10 protein-coding genes are annotated in these 21,764 nt (G+C 72.3%); 1 reads left to right on the plus strand and 9 read right to left on the minus strand.

What is annotated here, in order from left to right:
• Window positions 1-17 precede the first annotated feature (17 nt).
• The 7 genes from ACIQAK_RS17505 to ACIQAK_RS17535 all read right to left on the minus strand — a co-directional run bounded on the left by ACIQAK_RS17505 (window position 18) and on the right by ACIQAK_RS17535 (window position 7,604).
• Entirely contained in the window at window positions 18-1,007 is a 990-nt protein-coding gene (locus ACIQAK_RS17505; protein WP_366389483.1) for a zinc-dependent alcohol dehydrogenase family protein, read from the minus strand.
• Window positions 1,004-1,894, minus strand: coding sequence for a carbohydrate ABC transporter permease (locus ACIQAK_RS17510; protein WP_366389482.1), 891 nt, complete (start codon window positions 1,892-1,894; stop codon window positions 1,004-1,006). Before ACIQAK_RS17510 ends, ACIQAK_RS17505 begins: the two co-directional genes overlap by 4 nt.
• On the minus strand, window positions 1,891-2,856 hold the full coding sequence (locus tag ACIQAK_RS17515) for a sugar ABC transporter permease (RefSeq protein WP_366389481.1): 966 nt from the start codon (window positions 2,854-2,856) through the stop codon (window positions 1,891-1,893). The genes ACIQAK_RS17510 and ACIQAK_RS17515 overlap by 4 nt, the downstream gene beginning before the upstream one ends.
• Window positions 2,853-4,223 (minus strand): sugar ABC transporter substrate-binding protein, encoded by a 1,371-nt coding sequence (locus ACIQAK_RS17520; protein WP_366389480.1) that lies wholly within the window; start codon window positions 4,221-4,223, stop codon window positions 2,853-2,855. The genes ACIQAK_RS17515 and ACIQAK_RS17520 overlap by 4 nt, the downstream gene beginning before the upstream one ends.
• A 197-nt stretch (window positions 4,224-4,420) precedes the next feature.
• The gene (locus tag ACIQAK_RS17525) at window positions 4,421-5,182 is read right to left on the minus strand and encodes a DeoR/GlpR family DNA-binding transcription regulator (protein WP_366389479.1); all 762 of its coding nucleotides are present in this window, start codon (window positions 5,180-5,182) and stop codon (window positions 4,421-4,423) included.
• 272 nt (window positions 5,183-5,454) lie between these two features.
• Window positions 5,455-6,792, minus strand: coding sequence for a radical SAM protein (locus ACIQAK_RS17530; RefSeq protein WP_366389478.1), 1,338 nt, complete (start codon window positions 6,790-6,792; stop codon window positions 5,455-5,457).
• 134 nt (window positions 6,793-6,926) lie between these two features.
• On the minus strand, window positions 6,927-7,604 hold the full coding sequence (locus ACIQAK_RS17535; RefSeq protein WP_366389477.1) for a pyridoxamine 5'-phosphate oxidase family protein: 678 nt from the start codon (window positions 7,602-7,604) through the stop codon (window positions 6,927-6,929).
• Between the two features lie 314 nt (window positions 7,605-7,918).
• On the opposite strand from ACIQAK_RS17535, the gene ACIQAK_RS17540 reads away from it, so the two are divergent.
• Window positions 7,919-9,028, plus strand: a complete 1,110-nt coding sequence (locus ACIQAK_RS17540; RefSeq protein ID WP_366389476.1) for an alpha/beta hydrolase-fold protein — start codon at window positions 7,919-7,921, stop codon at window positions 9,026-9,028.
• Between the two features lie 42 nt (window positions 9,029-9,070).
• On the opposite strand, the gene ACIQAK_RS17545 is transcribed toward ACIQAK_RS17540, so the two are convergent.
• Together ACIQAK_RS17545 and ACIQAK_RS17550 are read right to left on the minus strand one after the other, a co-directional pair.
• Window positions 9,071-10,771, minus strand: a complete 1,701-nt coding sequence (locus ACIQAK_RS17545) for an ABC transporter ATP-binding protein (RefSeq protein ID WP_366389475.1) — start codon at window positions 10,769-10,771, stop codon at window positions 9,071-9,073.
• Window positions 10,772-10,779: 8 nt separating this feature from the next.
• Window positions 10,780-21,726: an amino acid adenylation domain-containing protein gene (locus tag ACIQAK_RS17550; RefSeq protein ID WP_366389474.1), complete on the minus strand. Its 10,947-nt coding sequence runs from the start codon at window positions 21,724-21,726 to the stop codon at window positions 10,780-10,782.
• Between the last annotated feature and the right edge of the window lie 38 nt (window positions 21,727-21,764).

Consider the following 21,764-nt stretch of genomic DNA (forward strand, 5'->3'; position numbering starts at 1 on the left):
GGGCGCCGGGCGGCACGCTAGGGCTGCACCACGATCTTGCGCCCGACCCCGCCCCTGAACTGGTCGATCGCCTGCGGGTACCGCTCCAGCGGCAGCCGGTCGCTGATGAAGACCGCCGGGTCCAGCACCCCGCTCGCGAAGAGCGCGGCGGCCCGCTCGTAGCTGTGCAGCACCGCCATCGAGCCGGTGACGGTGATCTCCTGGTTGTAGATCCGGTACGGCTCGATGACCGCGGTGGTGGCGTAGTCGGCCACCCCGAACTGGAGGAAGGTGCCCCCCTTGGCGACCCGGCCGAGGCCGTCCTGGATGGCCGCCGCGTTGCCGGTGGCGTCGATGACCACGTCCCAGCCGCCGGGGCGGTCGAGCTCCTCGGCCCGGGCGGCCGCTCCCGTGCAGCCGAGGAGCTTCGCCGTGTCCAGACGCCGGGGGTTGACGTCCAGCACCTCCACCGACGCGGCGCCCGTGCGCTTGGCCAGCTCCAGCATCATCAGGCCCATCGTCCCGGAGCCGTAGATCAGTACCTCGGCGCCCAGGTTGCCCTTGAGGACGTCGTACCCGCGTACCGCGCAGGAGAGCGGTTCGATCAGGGCCGCGTCCCTTACATCGACGTGCTCGGGGAGTTTGACGCAGTTGGCGACCGGGGCGAGGGCGAACTCGGCCGCTCCGCCGGGGACGGTGACGCCGATCGCGGCCCAGTTGTCGCAGAGGTTGCCGCGGCCCGAGCGGCAGTAGCGGCACTCGTGGCAGTGCAGCGAGGGGTCGACGGCCACCTTGTCGCCGACGGCCAGCTCGGCGACGTCCGCACCGGTGGCGACGATCTCGCCGGCGAACTCGTGGCCGGGGACGATCGGCAGGGTGGGGGCGAACTCCCCCTGGAGGATGTGCAGATCAGTGCCGCAGAGCCCGCAGGACGCCACCTTCACCACGACGTCACGCCGGCCGGGCGCGGGGTCGTCGACCGTGGTGACCGACACCTTGCCGGGGGCCTCGACGATGGCTGCCCTCATTTGACTGCTCCCAGGGAGAGGCCCTGGACGAGTTTGTCCTGGGCGGCGTAGCCGGCGATGAGCACCGGCAGGGACACGACCACCGACGCGGCGCACAGCTGGGCGAGGAAGAGGCCCTGGCTGGTGACGAACGTGGTCAGGTGGACGGGTGCGGTGCCGGCGACGACGCCGGTCAGCACCCGGGCGAACAACAGCTCGTTCCAGCTGAAGATGAAGCAGATCAGGGCCGTGGCGGCGATGCCGGGGGCGGCGACCGGGGCGACGACCCGGCCCAGCACGGTGGGCAGTCCCGCCCCGTCGACCTGGGCCGCTTCGATGATGGAGACCGGGACGTCGGCGAGGAAGGACTGCATCATCCACACCGCGATCGGCAGGTTCATCGAGGTGTAGAGGAGGACCAGCAGCCAGACGTTGTCCAGGAGGCCGGTGTTCTTCGCGAACAGGTAGACCGGCAGCAGGCCGGCGACGACCGGCAGCATCTTGGTGGAGAGGAAGAAGAACATGACGTCGGTCCACTTCCGCACCCGCCGGATGGAGAGCGCGTACGCGGCGGGCAGCGCCAGCAGGAGCACCAGCAGGGTGGAGAACAGCGACGCGGTGAGGGAGTTGACCAGCGGGGGCCAGGGGGTGGGTCCTCCCCCGCCGCCGAAGAACGTCCGGTAGCCGTCGAGTGTGAGCGCGGCGGCGAGCGAGGGCGGGTTGGTCGCCGCGTCGGCCTCCGAGTGGAAGGAGGTGAGCACCATCCACAGGGCGGGCAGGCAGAAGACGATGCCGACGGCCCAGGCGGTCAGGCCCAGAGCGGTGGAGCGCCTGCGGTCCCGGCCCCTCGGGCGGGGGCTCCGCGCGGCGGCGGGGGTGCGGGGCGGGGGTGCGGTCGAGGCGCTCATGCGCGGCTCGCCTCCTCACGGAAGAGGGAGGAGACCACCCGGAGCGCGAAGGTGGCGATGACCATGGTGCCGATCACCACGATCACGCCCACGGCGGACGCCAGTCCGTACTCATGGGCCCGGTAGAAGGTCTCGTAGACGGTGTACGGGAGGTTGGCGGTGCCGAGGCCGCCGGCGGTGATGGTGAACACGGCGTCGAAGTTCTGCACGATGTACACCGAGCCGAGCAGGACGCCGAGTTCGAGGTAGCGGCGCAGGTGGGGCAGGGTCAGGAAGCGGAACATCTGCCAGGGCCCGGCGCCGTCGAGGCGGGCGGCCTCCATCATCTCGGCGGGGCGGCTCTGCAGTCCGGCCAGCAGGATCAGCATCATGAACGGCGTCCACTGCCAGACGAGCGCGGCGGCGACGGCCATCAGCGGCATCTCGGAGGTCCACTCGGGCTGGGCGACGCTTCCCGTGCCGACCAGGTTCCCGAACCAGGTCAGCACGCCGTTGAGGAGTCCGTACTCGGGGTTGTAGAGGGCGTGTTTCCACAGCAGCGCGGCGGAGACCGGCACGATCAGGAACGGGGTGATCAGCAAAGTGCGCACGAGGCCCCGGCCGAAGAAGGTGCGGTCCAGGAGCAGGGCGAAGGCGAGGCCGAGGACGACGCAGGCGATCACCACGGTGGCGGTGAGCAGGACGGTGTTCAGGACCGATTCGCGCAGCGCGGGATCGGTGACGACGGAGCTGTAGTTGGCGAATCCGGTGAAGTGGCGCTGGTCCGGCTTGAGCGAGTTCCAGTCGAAGAAGGAGATCACCAGCGTGGCCACGAAGGGCAGTTGGGTGACCGCGATCAGGAAGACGAGGGCAGGCAGGAGAGGCGCGCGGGTCGCCCAGGCCCGGGCTCCGCTGCCCGTGGGGCGCTTGCCGGGCGGGGCCGGGCGGGATGCGGGCGGCCGCACGGCGGTGGTGGTGGTCATCGGTACTCCTCCGCGACCTTCTCGGCCAGCTTCTGGGAGGTGGCGAGCGCGGCGTCCACCGACTGGCGGCCCGCGATGGCGGCGCTGATCTCCTGCGCCACCTTGGTGCCGAGGTCGGTGAACTCCGGTACGCCGACGAACTGGATGCCCGCCGTGGGGCGCGGCTGGGTGCCGGGGTTGTCGGGGTCGGCCTCGGAGATGGCCCGCTCGGTGACGTCGGCGAACGCCGCCGCCTCCTTGCGGTAGTCGGGGTGGGCGTAGGTCGAAGCGCGTTTGCCGGCCGGGACGTCGGACCAGCCGCTGGTGGCGCCGACGAGTTCCTCGTACTCCTTGCCGGAGGCCCAGGAGATGAACTTCCAGGCGTCGTCGGCCTTCTTGGTGGCGTTCTGCATGCCCCAGGCCCAGGTGTAGAGCCAGCCGGAGCTCTCGGTCTGCTCGACGGGGGCCGGTACGTAGCCGATCTTGCCCTGGACGGGAGAGTTCTCGGCCTCCAGCGATCCGGCTCCGGCGGTGGCGTCGTACCACATCGCGGTCTTGCCCTGGGTCATGTTGTTCAGGCACTCGGCGTACCCGGACTGCGGGGCGCCGAGCTCCCCGTGTTCGCGCACCAGGTCGACGTAGAACTGGGTGGCCTTCCTGAACTCCGGTGAGGTGAGCTGCGGTTGCCAGTCCTCGGTGAACCAGGTGCCGCCCATGGTGTTGACGACGGTGGTGAGCGGGGCGATCACCTCGCCCCAGCCGGGCAGCCCGCGCAGGCAGATGCCCTTCATCCCGCGCTGCGACCCGTCGGTCTTCGCGGCGAGTTCGGCGACCTCCTGCCAGGTCGGCCGGGCGGGCATGGTGAGCCCTTCCTTCTCGAAGACGTCCTTGCGGTACATCAGGAAGGAGGATTCGCCGTAGAAGGGCTGGGCGTAGAGCTTGCCGTCCGTGTGGGTCAGCGATTCGCGCAGCGGCGGGAGGATGTCCTGCTGGTCGAAGTCGGGGTCGGCGTCGACGTAGTCGTCCAGCGGGCGCAGCCAGCCGTTCTCCGCGAAGAACGGCAGCTCGAAGTTGGAGATGGTGGCGATGTCGTACTGGCCGGCCTGGTTGGAGTAGTCCTGGCTGATCTTGTCGCGGACGTCGTTCTCGGGCAGCACCGTGAAGTGGACGGTGATGCCGGTCTCCTTGGTGAAGTACCGCTCGGTCAGCTTCTGCAGTTCGACCATCTGCGGGTTGTTCACCATCAGGACGTTGAGGGCGTCACCTCCCCCGAAGGAGGTCCCGCCCGCTCCGGCGCAGCCGGTGGCGAGGAGGGTGAGTGCCGCTGCCGCGGCGCCGGCGCGCGGCAGACGGCGTGGGCCGTGGCGTCGGCGGGGGTGGTGACGCATGGGGACTCCTGATCAGTCGTAGCGGCTCGGTGATCGGGTCGTGCGGGGTGGTACGAGGGCGTGCGGGATGGTGGTACGTGGTGGTACGGGGCGTTGCGAGGGCAGGGCGGACCGCGCCCCGACGGGGGCGGGGCGCGGTGTACCAGGGGCGTACGGGGGTGTACGGGGGGAGCGTCCGGTACGGGACCGGGGGCGGGTCAGACGCGGATGACCTGGGGGCCCATGAGGGAGTAGCGCTGGGCCTCCGCCGAGGAGAGTCCGGCGTCGGTGACGATCGCCTCGAAGTCACCGACACCGGCGAACCGGCAGAAGCTCACCGCGCCGAACTTGGAGTGGATCCCGGCGAAGACGCGGCGCCGGGAGCTGCGCATGGCCTGGGCCTTGACCTCACCGACGGCCGGGTCGGGGGTGGTGAGGCCGTACTCGCGGGAGATGCCGTTGGCACCGACGTACGCCAGGTCGATGACGAAGCCGGCCAGCATCGTGGAGGCCCAGTGGTCGACGGTGGCCATCGTGGAGCCGCGCACCCGGCCGCCGAGCAGCAGGACGGAGATCTTCTCGGCGTCGGCGAGGACGGTGGCGACGGCCAGGGACGCCGTGACCACGGTCAGCGGCCGGTCCCGGGGGAACGCCTCGGCGACGAGCTGGGGGGTGAACCCCTCGTCGACGAAGACGGTCTCGGCATCCCCGAGCAGATCGGCCGCGGCGGCCGCGATCCGGGACTTCTGCGGGACGTTACGGGTGGTGCGGACGGCGAGCGTGGTCTCGAAGCCCGCCGACTCGACGGGGTAGGCACCGCCGTGGGTCCGGCGGACGAGGCCGTGCTCCTCCAGTACGTGCAGATCGCGGCGGACGGTCTCCTTGGCCACCTGGAACAGGGCCGCGAGGGCGTTCACCTCGACCGATCCGTCCCGCCGGGCGGTGTCGAGAATTCCTCTGCGGCGTTCGTCGGTGTCCACGACACACATCCCTGGCTCTCGCGGCGGCACTGTTCAGGTCGCGGCCCGGTCCGTTCGGGCCCCTGTGACGTTTCTACAAGCAGGTTCGGCCACTCGACCAGGCTCTTCGGGAGATTCCCGCTGCCCGTTCCTGCCCGTTTCCCCGGTGGACCGCCGCTGGTCACTCCCGTACCGGCGGGCTTTCCGGGCGCTCCCGGTGCCCGCTCGGCGGGGTCGGGGGCCCGAATCACGCCCGATCCCCGGGGGAACGGTGCCCGTTCCCCCGGGGATCTTCAGACGGCGGGCTCCTCCTCCAGGCCTTCGAGGCTGTCCATGAAGGAACTGACCGAGAACACGGCGCGGCCGGGTCCCGCCGGGCCGTAGCCGGGCGGGGAGTTGAGGCCGAACTCCTCCAGCGTCGCCCGGTACGCCTGAAGGAGGCGGATGTGGTACTCCAGGGGTGCGCCCAGCGGGTTGGCCTTGCCGAGCGGGGTGGTGGGCTCGGGGCACCAGGTGGTGAAGCGCGGCACGACCCCGTTCGACATGAAGAACCGCAGCCCCTCGGTGGTCGAGTCGATGGCCTCGCTCACCTTCGTGAACCCGAAGGGCTCGGCCATCTCGATGCCCGCGACGAAGTTGGGGATGACGTTGCGCGGCCCGAACACCTCGGCCGACTCCAGGATCCGGCGGTGCCACTCGTCGCGGCCGACGTACCGCTCCTTGCCGGGGCAGTGCAGCTGGAACAGCCGGCGGTCCCACACCTCGAAGTTGGGGTGGTAGATCCGGATGCCGTAGTCGTGGAAGCGCTGGACGTCCTCGCGGGGCAGCGCCTGGGCCACCACCTTGCCGGTCCAGCGGCCGGGGAAGCGCTCCTCGATGGCCTTCGCGTAGTGCCCGTAGAAGTCGGCCTCGTCGCGCCCGGCGACCTGGGAGGTGATCGAGCCGCCGGTGAGGGTGTAGGCGCGGGAGACGCCCGCGGTGTCGTACCGGTCGATGATCTCCAGGGCCTCCAGCACCTCCTCCACCGGCTTGACCCCGGTGTACGGGCGGCCGGCCGCCTTGTGCTGGCGCCAGTTGTGGTTGATGTCGCAGAACTGGCACTCCTCCTTGGCGCCGAAGTACTGGCACACCCGGAAGACCGTCAGGTAGATGAGGTAGCCCCACTGGATGGTCGGGGCGACCTCCATCACCGACTTGCCGTTGGACAGCTGGTGGCGGTAGTACTCCGGCATCGGCGGCAGCCCGACGTCCGCGATCCGCGCCCCGTCCAGGTAGAGGCCGAGCGTCCCGTCCTCGCCGCCCCGCACGACATACGGGGAGTCGGGGTTGACCCGCACCGACACGACCGTGCGGCGCAGCCCGTAGGGGCCGCCGGTGAGCACGACCTCCTCGGGCGGCCGGTTGAGCGCGGCGGCACCAAGCTCGGGCAGGGTGCGGTGGTCGAAGGAGAAGATGAAGTACGACTTCGGCTTGACGTCGCCGGTGGCGCCGCCGACCGAACCGCTGAGCGCGGACTCGTCGAAGGCCATGCCGCCGCGCAGCAGGTCCTCCTTGATGACGGCTTCCCGGGGCACCTCGGGGAAACGTTCCATCAGGTCCTCGACCAGTGCCGTACGACTGCTGCTCGGCATGTACGCGAACCTCCGTAGTCACCCCACCGCACCTGCGCGCGCATGGGTGGGCAGGTCTGTCCCGTCAGGTCCGCAAGCCTACGCCAACGTCTTTCGGCACCCGCACTGACCAGCGGGAAGCGGATGCCGGGGGTTCAGCCCGCCCCGCCCGGGGCGTCGTCGACGACGATCCTGCGTCCGGTGGTGCGGCGGGGCGTGAGGATCATGACGCGTTCACGCCCCTCCCCCGCCCAGGGGGTCGAGTACGCCGTCTCCCTGAGCCGGCGCGCGTCTTCCTCGTCCGCCACGACGCGGACGGTTCCCACGAGCAGCACGCTCCAGCCCTTGCTGAAGGCGTCGTCGATGTGGTCGGTCTCGAAGGCGATCTCCGCGTCGGCGGCTGCGGCGAGCGGGGAGCGGTCGCCCGTGCTGAACATGACCCGGCCGTCGAGCACCTGGTAGTTCACCGGCAGGACGACCGGCCCGTCCCCGCCGGTCAGCGCCACCCGCCCCACGCCGTGGTCGCCGAGAAGGGTCCAGCACGCGGCGTCGTCGAGTTCGACCGTCCGGGCCCCGCGAGCCGCCCGTCCGAGCCCGCCCGGCAGGTCGACGGTTCCGCCGGTCAGCTCGTGGACCGTGGTCTCCAGGGCGTCGGCTAGCCGGACCAGGAAGCCGATGCCGGGGGTGGCGGACTGCTCCTCCACGTACTGGATGTAGCCGGGAGCGGCACCCGCCCGCAGGGCCACGTCCGGCCGGGACAGGCCGAGCTGGAGGCGACGGGCCGCGACGCGTCGGCCGATGTCACCTCCCGCCGCATGCGGGGAACGGGCCATCGTGAGGTCCTTCTGCTCGTCGGGCGGGGCTGCACGCCCACGCTAGCGAGAGCCCGGACGGAGCGCAGCGCGGAACCGGGGCGCGTACACCTCCTCGGGCGGCGGGCGGCGGAGTACGTGCTCCTCTTCGGGCGGCGGGCGGCGGAGTACGTGCTCCTCCTACGGCGGCAGGGAGTTCCCCCGACGGAGCACACCCGGCGGGACGGACGGTTAGGTTAGGCTCGCCTGATGCAGAGCGAGCCCCTCCCCTCGCACAAGGAGAAGTTCATGCGCCTGCTCCTCCGGCCTTCCGGCCATGGCCTCTCCGGCCGGTCATGACCGGCCCCGGTCCCGGTCCCACGGCCGACGCGGAGAGCCCCTTCACCGCGTTCGGTCTCCCCGGCAAGCCCGGCACCGACGCCTTCTGGGCGGGGGCGCGGACCCCCCTGCCGGTGCCCGCCGACGGCGGCTGGCTGACGCTGTTCCTGTGGCGCGGCTCCCCGGCCTCCCTCGCCTTCGAGAGCTGGTCGCGGCCCGTGCCCCTGCGGCGGTGGGCCCGGACGGACTGCTGGTACGCCGAGGTGCCGATGCCCCAGCGGCTGCGGGTCACCTACCAGCTCGTCGCGGACGGCACCCCCCGCGCCGACCCCCTCAACCCGGTCGGGGCGGGCGCCGACCGCTCCATCGCGGCGACCCCGGACGCCCCGCCCCAGCCGCACTGGCCGGCGCTCGGACCCGACGACATCCTGCCCCTCCCCGCCACCCGGCTGCGCTGGAACAGCGAACGGCTCGGCGGGCGGCGGACCGTGCGCGTCCATCCGGTCGGGGGCGGCGGGCCGGTGGTCCTGCTGCTCGACGGGGACGACTGGCTGCACCTCCACCCGGCGATGACCGCGTTCGAGTCCGCCGTGGCCGCCGGCGAGATGGAACCCGTCACCCTGGTGTTCGTTCCGGCCAAAAACCGGGAGGCCGAGTTCACCTGCCGCCCGCAACTGTGGGAGGCGGTCCGGGACGAACTGCTGCCGCTGGTGGTCCGATCCGGCGTTGCGGCCGACCTGGACCGGCTGGTGGTCGCCGGGCAGAGTCTGGGCGGGCTGAGCGCGCTGTACGCGGCGCTGGAGTTCCCGGAGCTGGTCTCCCGTATCGCCTGCCAGTCGGGGTCCTTCTGGTGGGCGCCCGGCGCCGAGGAGCTGCCGGACCCGCTGGGCGGCCCGGTGGGCGGTGCCCTCGCCGAGCGCCTGCGCCGGGGGGCCGACCTGTCCCGGCTGCGGTGCGCGTTCGACGTCGGGCAACACGAGACGCGGATGCTGCCCCACTGCGAGCTGACCGAGTCGCTCACCGAGCGCGCCGGTGCTACCACGCGGATCTCCCGGTCCGCATCGGACCACGACCGGGCGGGCTGGCGGCAGGCGCTGCTCAGGGATGTCGCCTGGGCGCTGGGCTGAGCGGCCGGCAGGAGCGGGTCCTTGTCCGCCCCTGCCGGTGGTTCAGCGGGCCACGGCCAGGCAGTACGCCTCGTCGCCCGCGAGCAGGTTGCGGTGGGTGTCCTCGGCGGTGATGACCCCCTCGTCCAGGACGAGCACTCGGTCCGCCGCGTCCAGGAGCGCCGGGCTGCTGGTGATCACGAGCGTGGTGCGGCCCCGGCGCAGCTTCGCGATGTTGCGGGCGATCAGCTGTTCGGTGACCGCGTCGACAGCCGTGGTCGGGTTGTGCAGGACCAGGACGTCGGTGTCGGCGGCCAGCGCCCGGGCCAGGGAGAGCCGCTGGCGCTGCCCGCCGGACAGGTTCGCGCCGCGGTCGCGGACGGCGTAGTCGAGCCCGTCGCGGTGGAGGGCGACGACATCGGTCAGCATCGACGCCTCGACGGCCTCCGGGACCGACCCGCTGCGGCCTGAGGGGTCGATGTTCGTACGGAGGGTCCCGCCGAAGATCTCCGCGTCGTAGGGGTTCACCAGCATGTGCTCACGGACCGCCTCGACCGACAGGTCCGCGAGCTCCCGCCCGCCGAGCCGGACCACCCCCTCGTACGCGGGGGGTGCGACGTTCAATGCGAGCACCGAGGCGAGGTCGGCCGCCGCGCGCGGCTGGTAGGGGGCGATCGCCACGAACTCCCCCGCCGGCACGGTGAACTTCAGCCCTCGCAGGGTCCCGTGGCGTACGCCGTCGACCTGGAGGTCTCCGCCCGGTGCCGGGCGCTCGGGCCCGGGTGTCGTCACCGGCGGGGCGGAGAGCACCAGGGCCATGCGCTCGGCGGAGGCGCGGGCGATCATCACGTACTTGGGCATTTCCGAGAACATCTTGAGCGGTTCCATGATGAACTGCGCCAGGCCCACGGCCATGACCAGTTCCCCGATGGAGATCCGGCCCTCGAACGCCAGCCAGCCCGCCGTCAGCGAGACGGTGGCGGCGAGGACCGCGTTGAGGGCCAGCGCGGTGCCCGCGTATGCGCCGTTCACCCGGGCGACGGTGATCGCCTGCCGCTTCGCGTCCGTGCTGACCCTGCGGTAGGAGCCGAACGCCGCGTGGTTGCCGCCGAAGCCGTGCAGCGGGCGCAGGCCGATGATGAGGTCGGCGACCTTGGCCCCGGCCCGCGCCACCCTGGCCTGCTGCTCCTGGGTGCTGGCGCCGATCCGCTTGGACATCACCGCGAGGATCGACAGGATGCCGACGGTCCCCACGACCACCAGCAGGCCGAGCCTCATGTCGGCCAGGCTCAGCGCGACCGCGGCGACGACCACCGCGACCAGGGAGCTGACCAGCAGCGGCACCACCTCGATGATGTCGGCGGTCTGGTCGGCGTCCTCGGTGGCGATGGTCAGGATCTCGCCGGACTTCAGGGCGCCCACGTCCCTGGCCACCGGCTGGAGGCCGCAGCCGGCCACCTGCACCCGCCAGCGGTGCGCTTCGGTCGTGTTGGCCTTCTGGAGCACCCGCATGCCGAACCGCCATGACAGGGACACCGTGGTGATGATCACGGCCAGCGCGCCGATCGACACCCCGAGCGAGCCGAGGCTGCGGTCCTGCATCGTGTGCTCGACGATCAGTCCGAGCGCGATGGGGAACGCGGTCTCCGCCGCCTGGTACAGGCCCATGAGGACGGTGCCCGCGATCATGGCGCCGATGTTGCGGCGCAGCGCGGTCCGCAGGATGGCGGCCCCCGGGCGGGGCCGCTGCGTGTCAGTTTTCATGCTGCTCGTCAGTTCTCGTCAAGGTGGCGGGCGATCGCTTCCGGGGTTCGCAGGGTGAAGAGATCCCGGATGGTGATCACAGGACCGTACTCGCGGCGGAGCAGCCCGATCAGCCGCACCGCCAGCATGGAGTGTCCTCCGAGGGAGACGAAGTCGCTCACCGCGCTGACCTCGTCGTCGTCCAGGTCCAGTGCCTCGGCGAAGAACTCGCAGACCGCACTCTCGGTCTCGGTCGCCGGGCCGCGCTTCCCCGCGGTGGTCAGCGCGCCGAGCGGCCTGGCCTCGGGCAGCGCCTTGGTGTCGGCCTTCCCGTTCACGGTCAGGGGGATGCTGTCGACCTGGGCGAAGTGTGTCGGGCGCAGGAAGTCCGGCAGGCCGGCGCTCACGTCCCCGGCGACCTGCGCCAACTCCGCCCCCTCCAGTACGAGATAGGCGGCCAGCCGGTGGGCCCCGTCGACCTGGGGGTCGGGCTGGGCGACCGCGGCGACGAACCGGACCGCCGGGTGGGCGGCGAACACGGCCTCCACCTCACCCAGTTCGACCCGGTGGCCGCGGATCTTGACCTGCTGGTCGGTGCGGCCCAGATAGCTGAGGTTTCCGTCGGGCCGGCGGACCACCAGGTCCCCGGTGCGGTACATGCGCTCGCCGGGCGCGCCGAACGGGCAGGCGACGAAGCGGTGCGCGGTCTGGGCGCTCTGGCCCAGGTAGCCGCGGGCGATGCCGATGCCCGCCACGTACAGCTCGCCGGGGGCGCCGTCGGGCAGGGGCCGCAGCCAGGGGTCGAGGACGTACACCTCGGTGTTGTCGATCGCCACGCCCACCACCGGGTCCAGGCATTCGAAGGTGCCGACGCCGAGGGTGTTGATGGTGTACTCGGTGGGCCCGTACAGGTTGTAGCCGACCGTGCCCTCGGTCTCGGCGAGCCGCTGCCAGAGCGCCGGCGTGACGGCCTCACCGCCCAACAGCACCAGTGGGGGCCGCTGTTGCGGGTCGTCGAGCAGCCCTTCGGCGATCAGCTGCTGGGCGTAGGTCGGGGTCACGTTGATGACGTCGATCGCGTGCTCACGGCAGTACTCGACCAGCCGGGGCGCGTCCCGGCGCAACTCCTCGTCGCAGATGTGGACTTCGTGGCCGTCGGCGAGCCAGAGCAGCTCCTCCCACGACATGTCGAAGGCGAAGGAGACCGTGTGGGCGATCTTGAAGGTCCGGTGGCCGTGCTCGGCGAGGACCGGCTCGAAGATCCGGCGCCGATGGTTGATCAGCATGTTGGTGAGCCCGGCGTACTCGGTCACCACGCCCTTGGGCTTCCCGGTCGATCCGGAGGTGTAGATCGTGTACGCGGGGTGCCTCAGCCGGTCCGGATCGTCGGGGGCGAACGTCACGTACGGCTCGGCCTCCGGCAGGGGCCGGTCCAGCTCGATCAGCTCGCCGCTCAGCCGGGGCGACACGCCGCTCACGGTGAGGATCACCTCGGGCTTCGCGTCCTCGACGATGGTGGCGATCCGCTCGTCCGGGTGGTCCAGCTCCAGCGGTACGTACGCGGCACCGACCCGCAGCACCGCGAACAGCGCGGCGATCCAGTCGGGCGAGCGCGGGATCGCCAGGCCGACGGTCTTCTCCGGGCCGATCCCCCGCGCGGCGAGCACGCCCGCCACGGCCCGGCTGCGGTCGCGGAGCTGGGCGAAGGTCATGGTCGCGCCGTCGGCGACGAGGGCGACGCGCTGCGGATCGCGGTCGGCCGCGAGGTCGAAGCGGTCGACGACGGTGTCCGTGCCGACGTCGGTACGCCCGGCGGGTTCGGGGTCCGGTCCGAGGCCCGGGAGCGCCCCCGTCAGCCCGGTCGAACGCGCCACGTCCTCCAGCACCCGCAGGTAGTCGTCGAGGAGACGCCGGGCCGAATCTCCGTCACCGTGGCGGTGTTCCAGTTTGACGGTGAGCCGGTCGCCGGGTGTGACGACCCAGGTGTACGGGTAGTGCGTGGAGTCGTCCGCCTGGACCGAGGTGATGCCGTGGCGGGCGTTCATCGCGGCGAAGGCGTCCAGATCCAGGAAGTTCTGGAGCACGAAGAGGTTGTCGAACAGGGTGTCGTGCCCGCTGGCCCGCTGGATCTCGCCGAGCCCCAGGTGCTCGTGGTCCATCGCCGCCACGCGCGCCGCCTGTACCGCCGACAGGTACGCGCCGACCGTCTCCTCGGGCCGGGCCCGCGTCCACATGGGCACGGTGTTGAGGAGTACGCCGACGATGTCGCCGTGCCCCTCGCCCTCGCGGCCCGACACGGTCACGCCGAACACGGCGTCGCCGCGCCCGGTGCGGGCGCCGAGGAGGAGGCCGAACGCGCCGGTCAGCACCGAGTTCAGGGTGACGCCGTGGACGCGGGCGGCGTCCCGCAGCAGGTCCGTCAGCTCGGCGGAGAGCGTGTGCACGAGCGGCTGCGGCAGCTCCTCGCTGAGGGCCGGGGCCGGTCCGGCGAGCAACGTCGGCCCCGGCAGGCCGGCCAGGTGGTCCGCCCAGAACCGTTCCGCCACGGCGGGGTCCTCGGCGGCGAGCGCCCGGGCGTACTCCTCGAAGCCCGGCACGGCCGGGGTCGCGTCCCACGGCTCGCCCGCGACGACCGCCTCGTACGCGTCGAACAGGTCGCGCAGCACGATCTCGCGGGACCAGCCGTCCCAGAGCAGCAGGTGGTAGCTGAGCAGCAGCCCGTCGCGGCTCTCCGGCAGCCGCACCACGGTCAGCCGGATCAGCGGTGGCTCCCCCGGGTCGAAGCCGCGTTCGCGGTCCCGGGTGCACAGGTCCTCGACCTCGGTGTCCGTGGTCAGCTCGACCGTGCGGACGCCGACCCGGCGGCCCGCGTGGAGGAGCTGCACCGGGTTTCCGTCGTCGTCGGTGGTGAAGCCGGCGCCGACGACGGGGTGGCGCGCGATCACCTGGGCCATCGCCTCGGCCAGCGCGTCGGGGTCCAGGCGGCGGTCGAAGGTGAAGTAGCTCTGCGCGACATAGTGTCCGGCCGCGCCCGCCAGCTGGGCCTGGAAGAAGAGGCCGCGCTGGAGCGGGGTGACCGGTGCCGTGCGCTCGGCGGTCGCGGAGGCGTCGGCGATCCGGGCCAGGGCGGTGAGCCAGTGTTCGGTGAGCGTGTCGGGTATGCCTTCGGCGAGGGTGAAGGCGGCGTGCAGGCTTCCGGTGGCGTCGTCGGTCCAGGCGTTGACCTCGACGGCGTACGGGCTGTTCTGCTCGCCGCCGGTGAGGTGCAGGGCCTGGGATTCGGCGCCCCGGCCGAGGTAGTTGAAGAGGACCTGGGGGCGGGCGGTCAGCAGGGGGGCGGTCTGCGGGTTGAGGTGGCGGAGCAGGCCGTAGGCGACGTGCCCCTCCTCGTCGGGCTGGCGGCCGGCGATCTCGCGGGCCGCGGCGACCGGGTCGGTGTGCGGGGTGAGCCGTACGGGGGCGATGGAGGTGAACCAGCCGACGGTGCGGGTGTAGTCGTGGTGCTCCCCGGCCGGAACCCGGCCGTGGCGCTCCAGGTCGATCGCCAGGTCGGTGGGCGCGGGCTGGATGCGGGTCAGTGCGGTGCGCAGGGCGCCGCAGAGCAGTTCGGTGAGAGCGATGCCGAGAGCGCCGGGGGCGGTGCGCGTCACCAGGTCGCTGATGTCGGGCGGGAGCACGGCGGTGGTCTCGCGCGGGTTCGTGGGCGCGGGCAGCAGGGGCGGAGCCTGGAGGGTGGTGATCCAGTGTCCGAGGCCGTCGGCCGACTCGGCCGACCGTACGGCCAGGGCTTCGGCGTAGGCGGCGTAGGGCGTGGTCGGCGGCGGGAGGGCGGACCCGCTCAGGGCGGTGGTCAGGTCGTCGAGGAGGATCAGCCAGGACACCGCGTCGACGGCGAGGTGGTGGGCGGTGACGACCAGGGTGCGGGCGGCCGCCAGCCAGGAGAACGCGATGACGTCTGCGGCCTCCGGGTCCAGCCGCCCGGCGGCCTCGTTCGCGGCGGACGTGGCGTCTGCGGTGTCCGGGGTGGCGACGGAGGCCTCGCGGGCGGGTTCGGTACGCAGGGTCCAGACGCCGTGCTCGACGCGCAGCCGCAGCCGGAGGGCCGGGTGCGCGGCCACGACGGCGTTCGCGGCGCGCCGGACGTCGGCGAGGCCGGTGCCGTCGGCGACCACCAGGGCCCTGGCCTGGGCGAACCGGGCGAGCGAGCCGCCCAGCTCCCGTTGGCGCAGAATGATCGGCGTGAGCGGCAGCGGGCCGTCCTCGCGTCGGGCGGGTGGCGCCGGCGCGGCCTGCGGGGTGCGCGTGGCCAGGTGGCCGGCGAGCGCGCGCGGGGTCTTGAGCAGGAACACGTCGCGGGGCGCGATCGGCAGGCCGAGCGCCCGGGCCCGGTTGATCACGGTGATGGCGACGATGCTGTCGCCGCCGGCGCCGAAGAAGTCGGTGTCGGCGTCGATGGCGGCCCCGGGCAGCGTCTCGGCGAAGATGCCGGTCAGTGCGGTGAGCACGTCGGCCCCGCTCAGCGCGTCGGGCCGCCCGCTCGTGGCCTGCCCGTGCCGCGGGCCGTCCTGCCGCGCGGCCCGCTCGATCAGGGCCTTGCGGTCGAGCTTGCCGTTGACCGTCAGCGGCAGCGCGTCCACCGGCAGCACCCGCCCCGGCACCATGTGGACGGGCAGCCTGGCGGAGAGCAGGGCGGTGAGGTCGGCGGGCGCCTGCCCCACGAGGTGCGCGACGAGGTGGTCGCCGCTGTCCGCCACGGTGACGGCCACATCGACGACGCCGTCCACGTCCCTGATGGCTCCCTCGACTTCCCCCAGCTCGACCCGGAACCCCTTCAGCTGCACCTGGTCGTCGGCGCGGCCCGCGAACTCCAGCTCGCCGTCCAGCGTCCGGCGGGCGAGGTCGCCCGTGTGGTACATCCGGGAGCCGTCGCCCGTGAACGGGTTCGCCACGAACCGGCTCGCCGTGAGCCCGGGGCGGCCCAGGTAGCCGAGGGACACCTGATCGCCGGCGACGTAGATGGCGCCCACCCGGCCCGGCGGCACCGGCCGGAGCCGGTCGTCGAGCAGATAGGTGGCCAGCCCGGGAATCGGGCCACCGATCGGGCTGGTGTCCCCGCCGCGGACGAAGTCCTCGTCGGTCAGCACCCGGTGGGTGACGTGGACGGTGGTCTCGGTGATGCCGTACATGTTGACCAGTTCGGGCGCACCGGTGCCGTGCCGCTCGACCCAGCCGCGCAGCCGCCCGAGGTCCAGCGCCTCGCCGCCGAAGATGATGCGGCGCAGCCCCGTCACCGGCTCGTCGGCGTGCAGGTCGGCCTCGATGAACTGGTGGAAGGCGGAGGGGGTCTGGTTGAGGACGGTGACGCCGTGCTCGCGGACCAGCCGGTGGAAGTCGACGGGCGAGCGGGTCAGCGCGTACTCCGGGACCAGCAGCTCGCCACCGTGGACCAGCGCTCCCCACAGCTCCCAGACGGCGAAGTCGAAGGAGAAGGAGTGGAACTGGACCCAGACGTCGTCCGGGCCGAAGCCCATGTCCGGCCGGGTGTTGGCGAGAAGCGTCGCCACCGCGGAGTGCGGGACGACGACGCCCTTGGGACGGCCGGTCGAGCCGGAGGTGTAGATGACGTACGCCGGGTCCTGCGGCCTCGCCTCGGGCACGGTGATGCCGGCGGGCGGAAGGCCGTCGCCCCCGGCGGCGGGCGGAAGGCCGTCGCCCTGGACGAGCACGCGGGCGTCCACCCCGGCCCGGTCCAGCAGCCGGGTGAAGCGGTCGCGCTGTTCCCGGTCCACGAGGACGACCTGCGGGGCGGCGTCGGCGAGGATGTACTCCAGCCGTTCGTCCGGATAGGCGAGGTCGAGCGGTACGTACGCGCCTCCGGCGGTGACGACGGCGACCAGGGCGACGACCTGCTCCAGGGAGCGCGGGACGGCCACGGCGACCCGCTGCCCGGGGCGGACTCCGGCCGCACTGAGGACCGCAGCCAACTCGTTCTTCGCCAGGCGGAGTTCGCCGTACGTCAGGGACCGCCTGCCGCCGTCCAGCGCGCACTGTGTGACGGCGGTGGCCGCCGGGTCGCGGTGCGCGGCGGCGTCGAACAGCTCGCCCAGGGTCGTCGGGGCGAGCTGCTCCGGGGCTCCGCCGTCCCGCGGAGCCAGCTCGTCGACCCGGGCGTCCGGGCGGCTCAGCAGCTCGGCGAGGGTCCGGGTGAACGCGCTCAGGACCGCCTCGGCGCTCTGCCGGCGCAGCAACTGCCCGTCGTAGATCAGGTTGAAGCGCGGGCGGCCGTCGGGCGCCCGCTCGACGACCAGCGTCAACGGGTAGTGCGGGGCTCCCTCGTTGACGATGTCGGTGATCGTGAGGGTGTCGTCCGGTCCGCGCAGGGCGGACACGTCGGACGCGACGTCGAACACCACCAGGGTGTCGAAGAGGGAGCCCGCACCGCTCTGCCGGCCGATCCTCGCCAGCGAGACGTGCTGATGCGCCAGCACCGCGCTCTGGTGCTCCTTCACCGCGGCGAGAAGGTCGTGCGCGGTGTCTTCGGCGGTCCAACGGGCGCGTACGGGAATGGTGTTGATGAACAGGCCCACCATGTCCCGGATGCCGGGCACCTCGGCGTCCCGCCCGGAGACGGTGGAGCCGAAGACGACGTCCCGGCCGCGCAGAATGCCTCCAAGCGTCACCGCCCACGCGCTGTGGACGGCCACACTCAGGGGGACGCCCGCCGACCGTGCGGCGATGTCGATGTCGTCGGCGGGTTCGGCCGCGATGTCGGCGAACCGTTCGGAGGGGGTGTGCCCTTCGGCGACCAGACAGGGGCCGGGCAGGTCGGCGAGTTCGTCGCGCCACACCCGGTCGCTCTCGCCCTGGTCCTGTTCGGCGAGCCAGCTGACGTAGTCGCGGTAGCCGCCGAGCGGGTACACCGAGCCTGGTGCGTGGTACTCGGCCAGCAGGGCGCGGAGCATCGGCGGCACCGACCAGCCGTCGGCGATGATGTGGTGCACGGTCTGCACCAGGACGGTGCGACCGGCTCCGGCGCGGATGAGGGTGTAGCGCATCAGGGGCCCGGTGGCGAGGTCGAATCCGGCGCGGCGGTCCCGTTCGGCCAGGTCCCGGATCTCGGCGTCGGTGATGGCGGGGCGGTCCAGCGTGGTGAAGGGCGCCCGTATGCCGCTCTCGACGACGGAGACGACCCGGCCGTCGGCGAGGGCCGTGAAGCGGGCGGCCAGGTTGGGGTAGAGCGTGAGCAGCCGGGTGGCCGCCGCCGCGAGCCGCTCGGCGTCCACCTCGCCCGCCAGCGTGAGCAGTTGCTGCTCGACGTAGCTGCCCGTGGCGTCGTCGTCGAAGACCGAGTGGAAGTAGAGGCCCTCCTGCAGCGGCGTCAGCGGCAGGATGTCACGCAGCTCCGCGCTGTCCAGGTCGTCGACGTCGGTCTGGGTGAGCGGCACCAGCGGGAAGTCGCTGGGGGTGTGGCCGCCCTCCTCCAGCGCGGCGAGCGCGGCCAGGGCCGAGCGGTAGTACGCGCCGAGGGTGGCGATGTCCTCGTCGGTGAACAGGCCTTCGGGCCAGGAGATGGTGGTGACCAGTTCGTACGCCCCGTTCGCGTCGGGTTCGGCGATCGCGTTGAACTCCAGGGCGCGCGGCAGCCGCATCCTCGGGTCGCGCTTCTCGCCCAGCTGCCCGGTGGTGCCCGCGAGCTGCCAGTCTCCGCCGGCGCCCGCGTCGAAGCGGCCGAGGTAGTTGAAGAGCACCTGGGGTGCGGGCGCGGTCAGCCGGGTGTCGGTGAGGTAGCGCAGGGCGCCGTAGGAGACGCCGTTGTCCGGCACCCGGGCCAGGTCTTCCTTGACCGCCTTGAGGGCGGCGGCGAGGTAGCCGGGGTCGGTGAGGTCAGGTGCCGCGCCGGGGTCGACGGTCACCGGGAACAGGGTGGTGAACCAACCCACCGTACGGGACAGTTCCGGTTCGAAACCGGCCGTGTCCGCCACGAACCGCCCTTCGCGGCCGTGGCCTTCCAGCTCGATGTGGGCGAAGGTCTGGTCCTGCCCGCGGTCGCGGCGCCGGCGGGCGAGGGTGACGGCCAGCGCGGTCAGCAGGACGTCGTTGACGCCCGCGTGGAACCGCGCGGGGATCTCCCCCAGCAGCGCGGCCGTGTCCTGGGGTCCGACGGAGACGGTCAGGGTCCGCTCCCGGGCCACGGTGTCGGCCTCGGTGAGGGCGCGCCTGCCGATCGGTGCGTCCGCCCCGGGCAGGGCGCGCTGGAAGCAGGTGCGGTCCGCGTGGAGGGCCGCGCGCCCGAGCAGCTGGGTCCAGCGCCTGAACGACGTACCGGCGGGCGGCAGTTCGACCGGTCCGCCCGAGGTGTGCTGACGCCAGGCCGTGGCCAGGTCGTCCATCAGGATCCGCCAGGACACGCCGTCGATCACCACATGGTGGGCGACCAGGACCAGTTGCCGTGCCGCGCGGCGCCACACGGCTCGCAGCATCACCCCGTTGTCCGGGTCGAGCCCCTGGGTGGCGCGTTCGACACACTCCGCCGGCGGCCCGTCGCTCTCCTGCCACTGCACGGCGGCCTGGCCGGCCCGCGGGATGTCGAAGCTCCACCGCTCGCCACGCACCAGGCGGGCGCGGAGCATGGCGTGGCGGTCGAGTACGGCGGCGAGGACGGCGTCCAGGGCGTCGGCGGTCAGCTCCGCAGGGGTGTTCAGGACGACCGACTGCACGAAGCCGTCGATGGCGTCGGTCGTCCCGCCGAGCCACTGGACGATGGGTGATCCCTCGACGGTGCCGGTCGCGGTGTCGGCGTGGTCCACGGTGGAGGCCTCGTCGCGGCTCGCCACCGCAGCCAGTGCCCCGACGGTGCTGTGGGTGAAGATCTGGCGTGCCGTCACATGCAGGCCCGCCTCCCGCAGGGCGCTGAGCAGCGAGATGGCCAGGATGCTGTCGCCGCCGAGCTGGAAGAAGTCCTGGTCGACGCCGACCTCGTCCACGCGCAGCACCGCCGCGACGGCCGCGCACACCAGGCGCTCGTTGTCGGTGGCGGGTGCCACGACGGTGCCGGTGCCGGTGGCGGGGGCGGGTTCCGGCAGGGCGGTGCGGTCGATCTTGCCGTTGGCGGTGAGCGGGAACTCCGCCAGGACGACGAGGTGGGCGGGGACCATGTACTCGACCATGTGGGTGGTGGCCCAGGCCCTGACCTCGTCGGCCGTGAGTTCTTCGCCGCCGGTGGCGGGGATGACGTAGCCCACCAGGTAGGTGCCGCCCGCGCTGTTCTTCCTGGCGACGACGCAGGTGTGGCGTACCCGGGGGTGCTCGGCGAGGGAGGCTTCGACGTCCTCGATCTCCAGCCGCATTCCGCGGATCTTGATCTGGTTGTCGGCGCGGCCGAGGAAGTCCAGGGACCCGTCCGGGGCGTACCGGGCCAGGTCGCCGGTCCGGTACAGGCGGGAGCCGTCGGCGGCGAAGGGGTTGGCGACGAACCGGGAGGCGGTGAGGCCGGGAGCGCCGACGTATCCGCGGCCCAGGAGGAGTCCGCCGACGTACAGTTCGCCGCCGACGCCGACCGGGACCGGGCGCAGTTCGTCGTCCAGTACGTAGAGCTGGGTGTTGGGGTTGGCCTTGCCGATCGAGGTCGACAGGCGTTCGGCGGCGCCCCGGTAGATGACGTGGGAGACGCCGATGGTCGTCTCGGCGGGGCCGTAGCCGTGGTACATGGGGATGTCGAGCCGGGTGCGGAACCGCTCGTACAGTTCCGGGGTCAGCACCTCGCCGCCGCACCAGACGTGGCGCAGGCTGTCGAGGCGTCCGGAGCCGCCCTCGATCTCCAGGAGTACGTCCAGCATGGACGAGACCAGGTAGGTGAAGGTGACGCGCTGCTCGGCGATCACGCTGAGCAGGTGGTGCGGGTCGCGTTCGCCGCCGGGGCGCAGGATCACCAGCCTGCCGCCGGAGACCAGCGGCAGGAAGATCTCGTTGATGGAGATGTCGAAGGACAACGGCGCCTTGAACAGCGACGCGTCGTCGTGGCCGAACCGCAGGATCTCGTCCCGCTGCCACAGCAGGCGTTCGCTGATCGCCTCGTGGCGGATCATGGCGCCCTTGGGCCGACCGGTCGAACCGGAGGTGAAGATGACGTACGCCAGTGAGCTGGGGCGGACGGCCGCCTCGGGCGCCTGCGTCGGGTAGGAGCCGAACCCCCAGTCGTCGAGGTCGACGGCGACGGCGTCCGGCTCGGCCGTCTGCGACGCGCCCGAGCCGCCCAGCTGGAGCACCACGCGGGCGTCCTCGATGACGACGGCCCTGCGGGCGGCCGGCCACTGCGGGTCGAGCGGTACGAACGCGCAGCCGGCCTGGAGCACGGCGAGAAGGCCGATGACCATCTCGGCGGAACGGCCGAGCGATATCCCGACGACCTGTTCGGCGCCGAGGCCGCGCTCGACCAGGTGGTGGGCCAACTGGGCCGACCTGCCCGCCGCCTCACGGTACGTCAGGGTCCGGTGCTCGTCGACGACGGCATCGGCGTCCGGCCGGGTGCGCGCCTGTTCGCGGAACATCTCCATGAGGGTGGGGCGGGCCCGGTCGACGCGGTTGTCGTTCCACCCGGCGAGGGTCTCGATCCGCGCCGCGATACCGGAGGGGCCGATGGTGCCGACGGGCCGGTCCGGGAAGTCGGCCAGGTCGTCCAGGGCCAGCTGCGCCTCGTCCCGCGGGACGCCGACGGGGAGGGTGATGCCGAGACCGTCCGTACCGACGTCCCAACCCCGGACACCGCCACCGCCGTTGTCGACCCAGCCGAGGACATCGGCGAACGAGGTGCTGGGGGTGAGGTCGATGCCGTCGGGGCCGCTGCCCGTCGCCCAGTACGCCAGCCCGATGGCGCACGCCGCGGCGATGGCCGGGTCGCCGTAGTCGCCGATGCGCCGGCGTACATCGGCGAAGTGAGCGGGAGAGAGCAGTACGTGAGGAGCGGTCGGTTCCGTCATCGAAGACTCAGCACCCTTCCAAGGCATCAAGTGAGCCC

Source organism: Streptomyces sp. NPDC088706 (genome assembly GCF_044752765.1).
Lineage (GTDB): Bacteria > Actinomycetota > Actinomycetes > Streptomycetales > Streptomycetaceae > Streptomyces.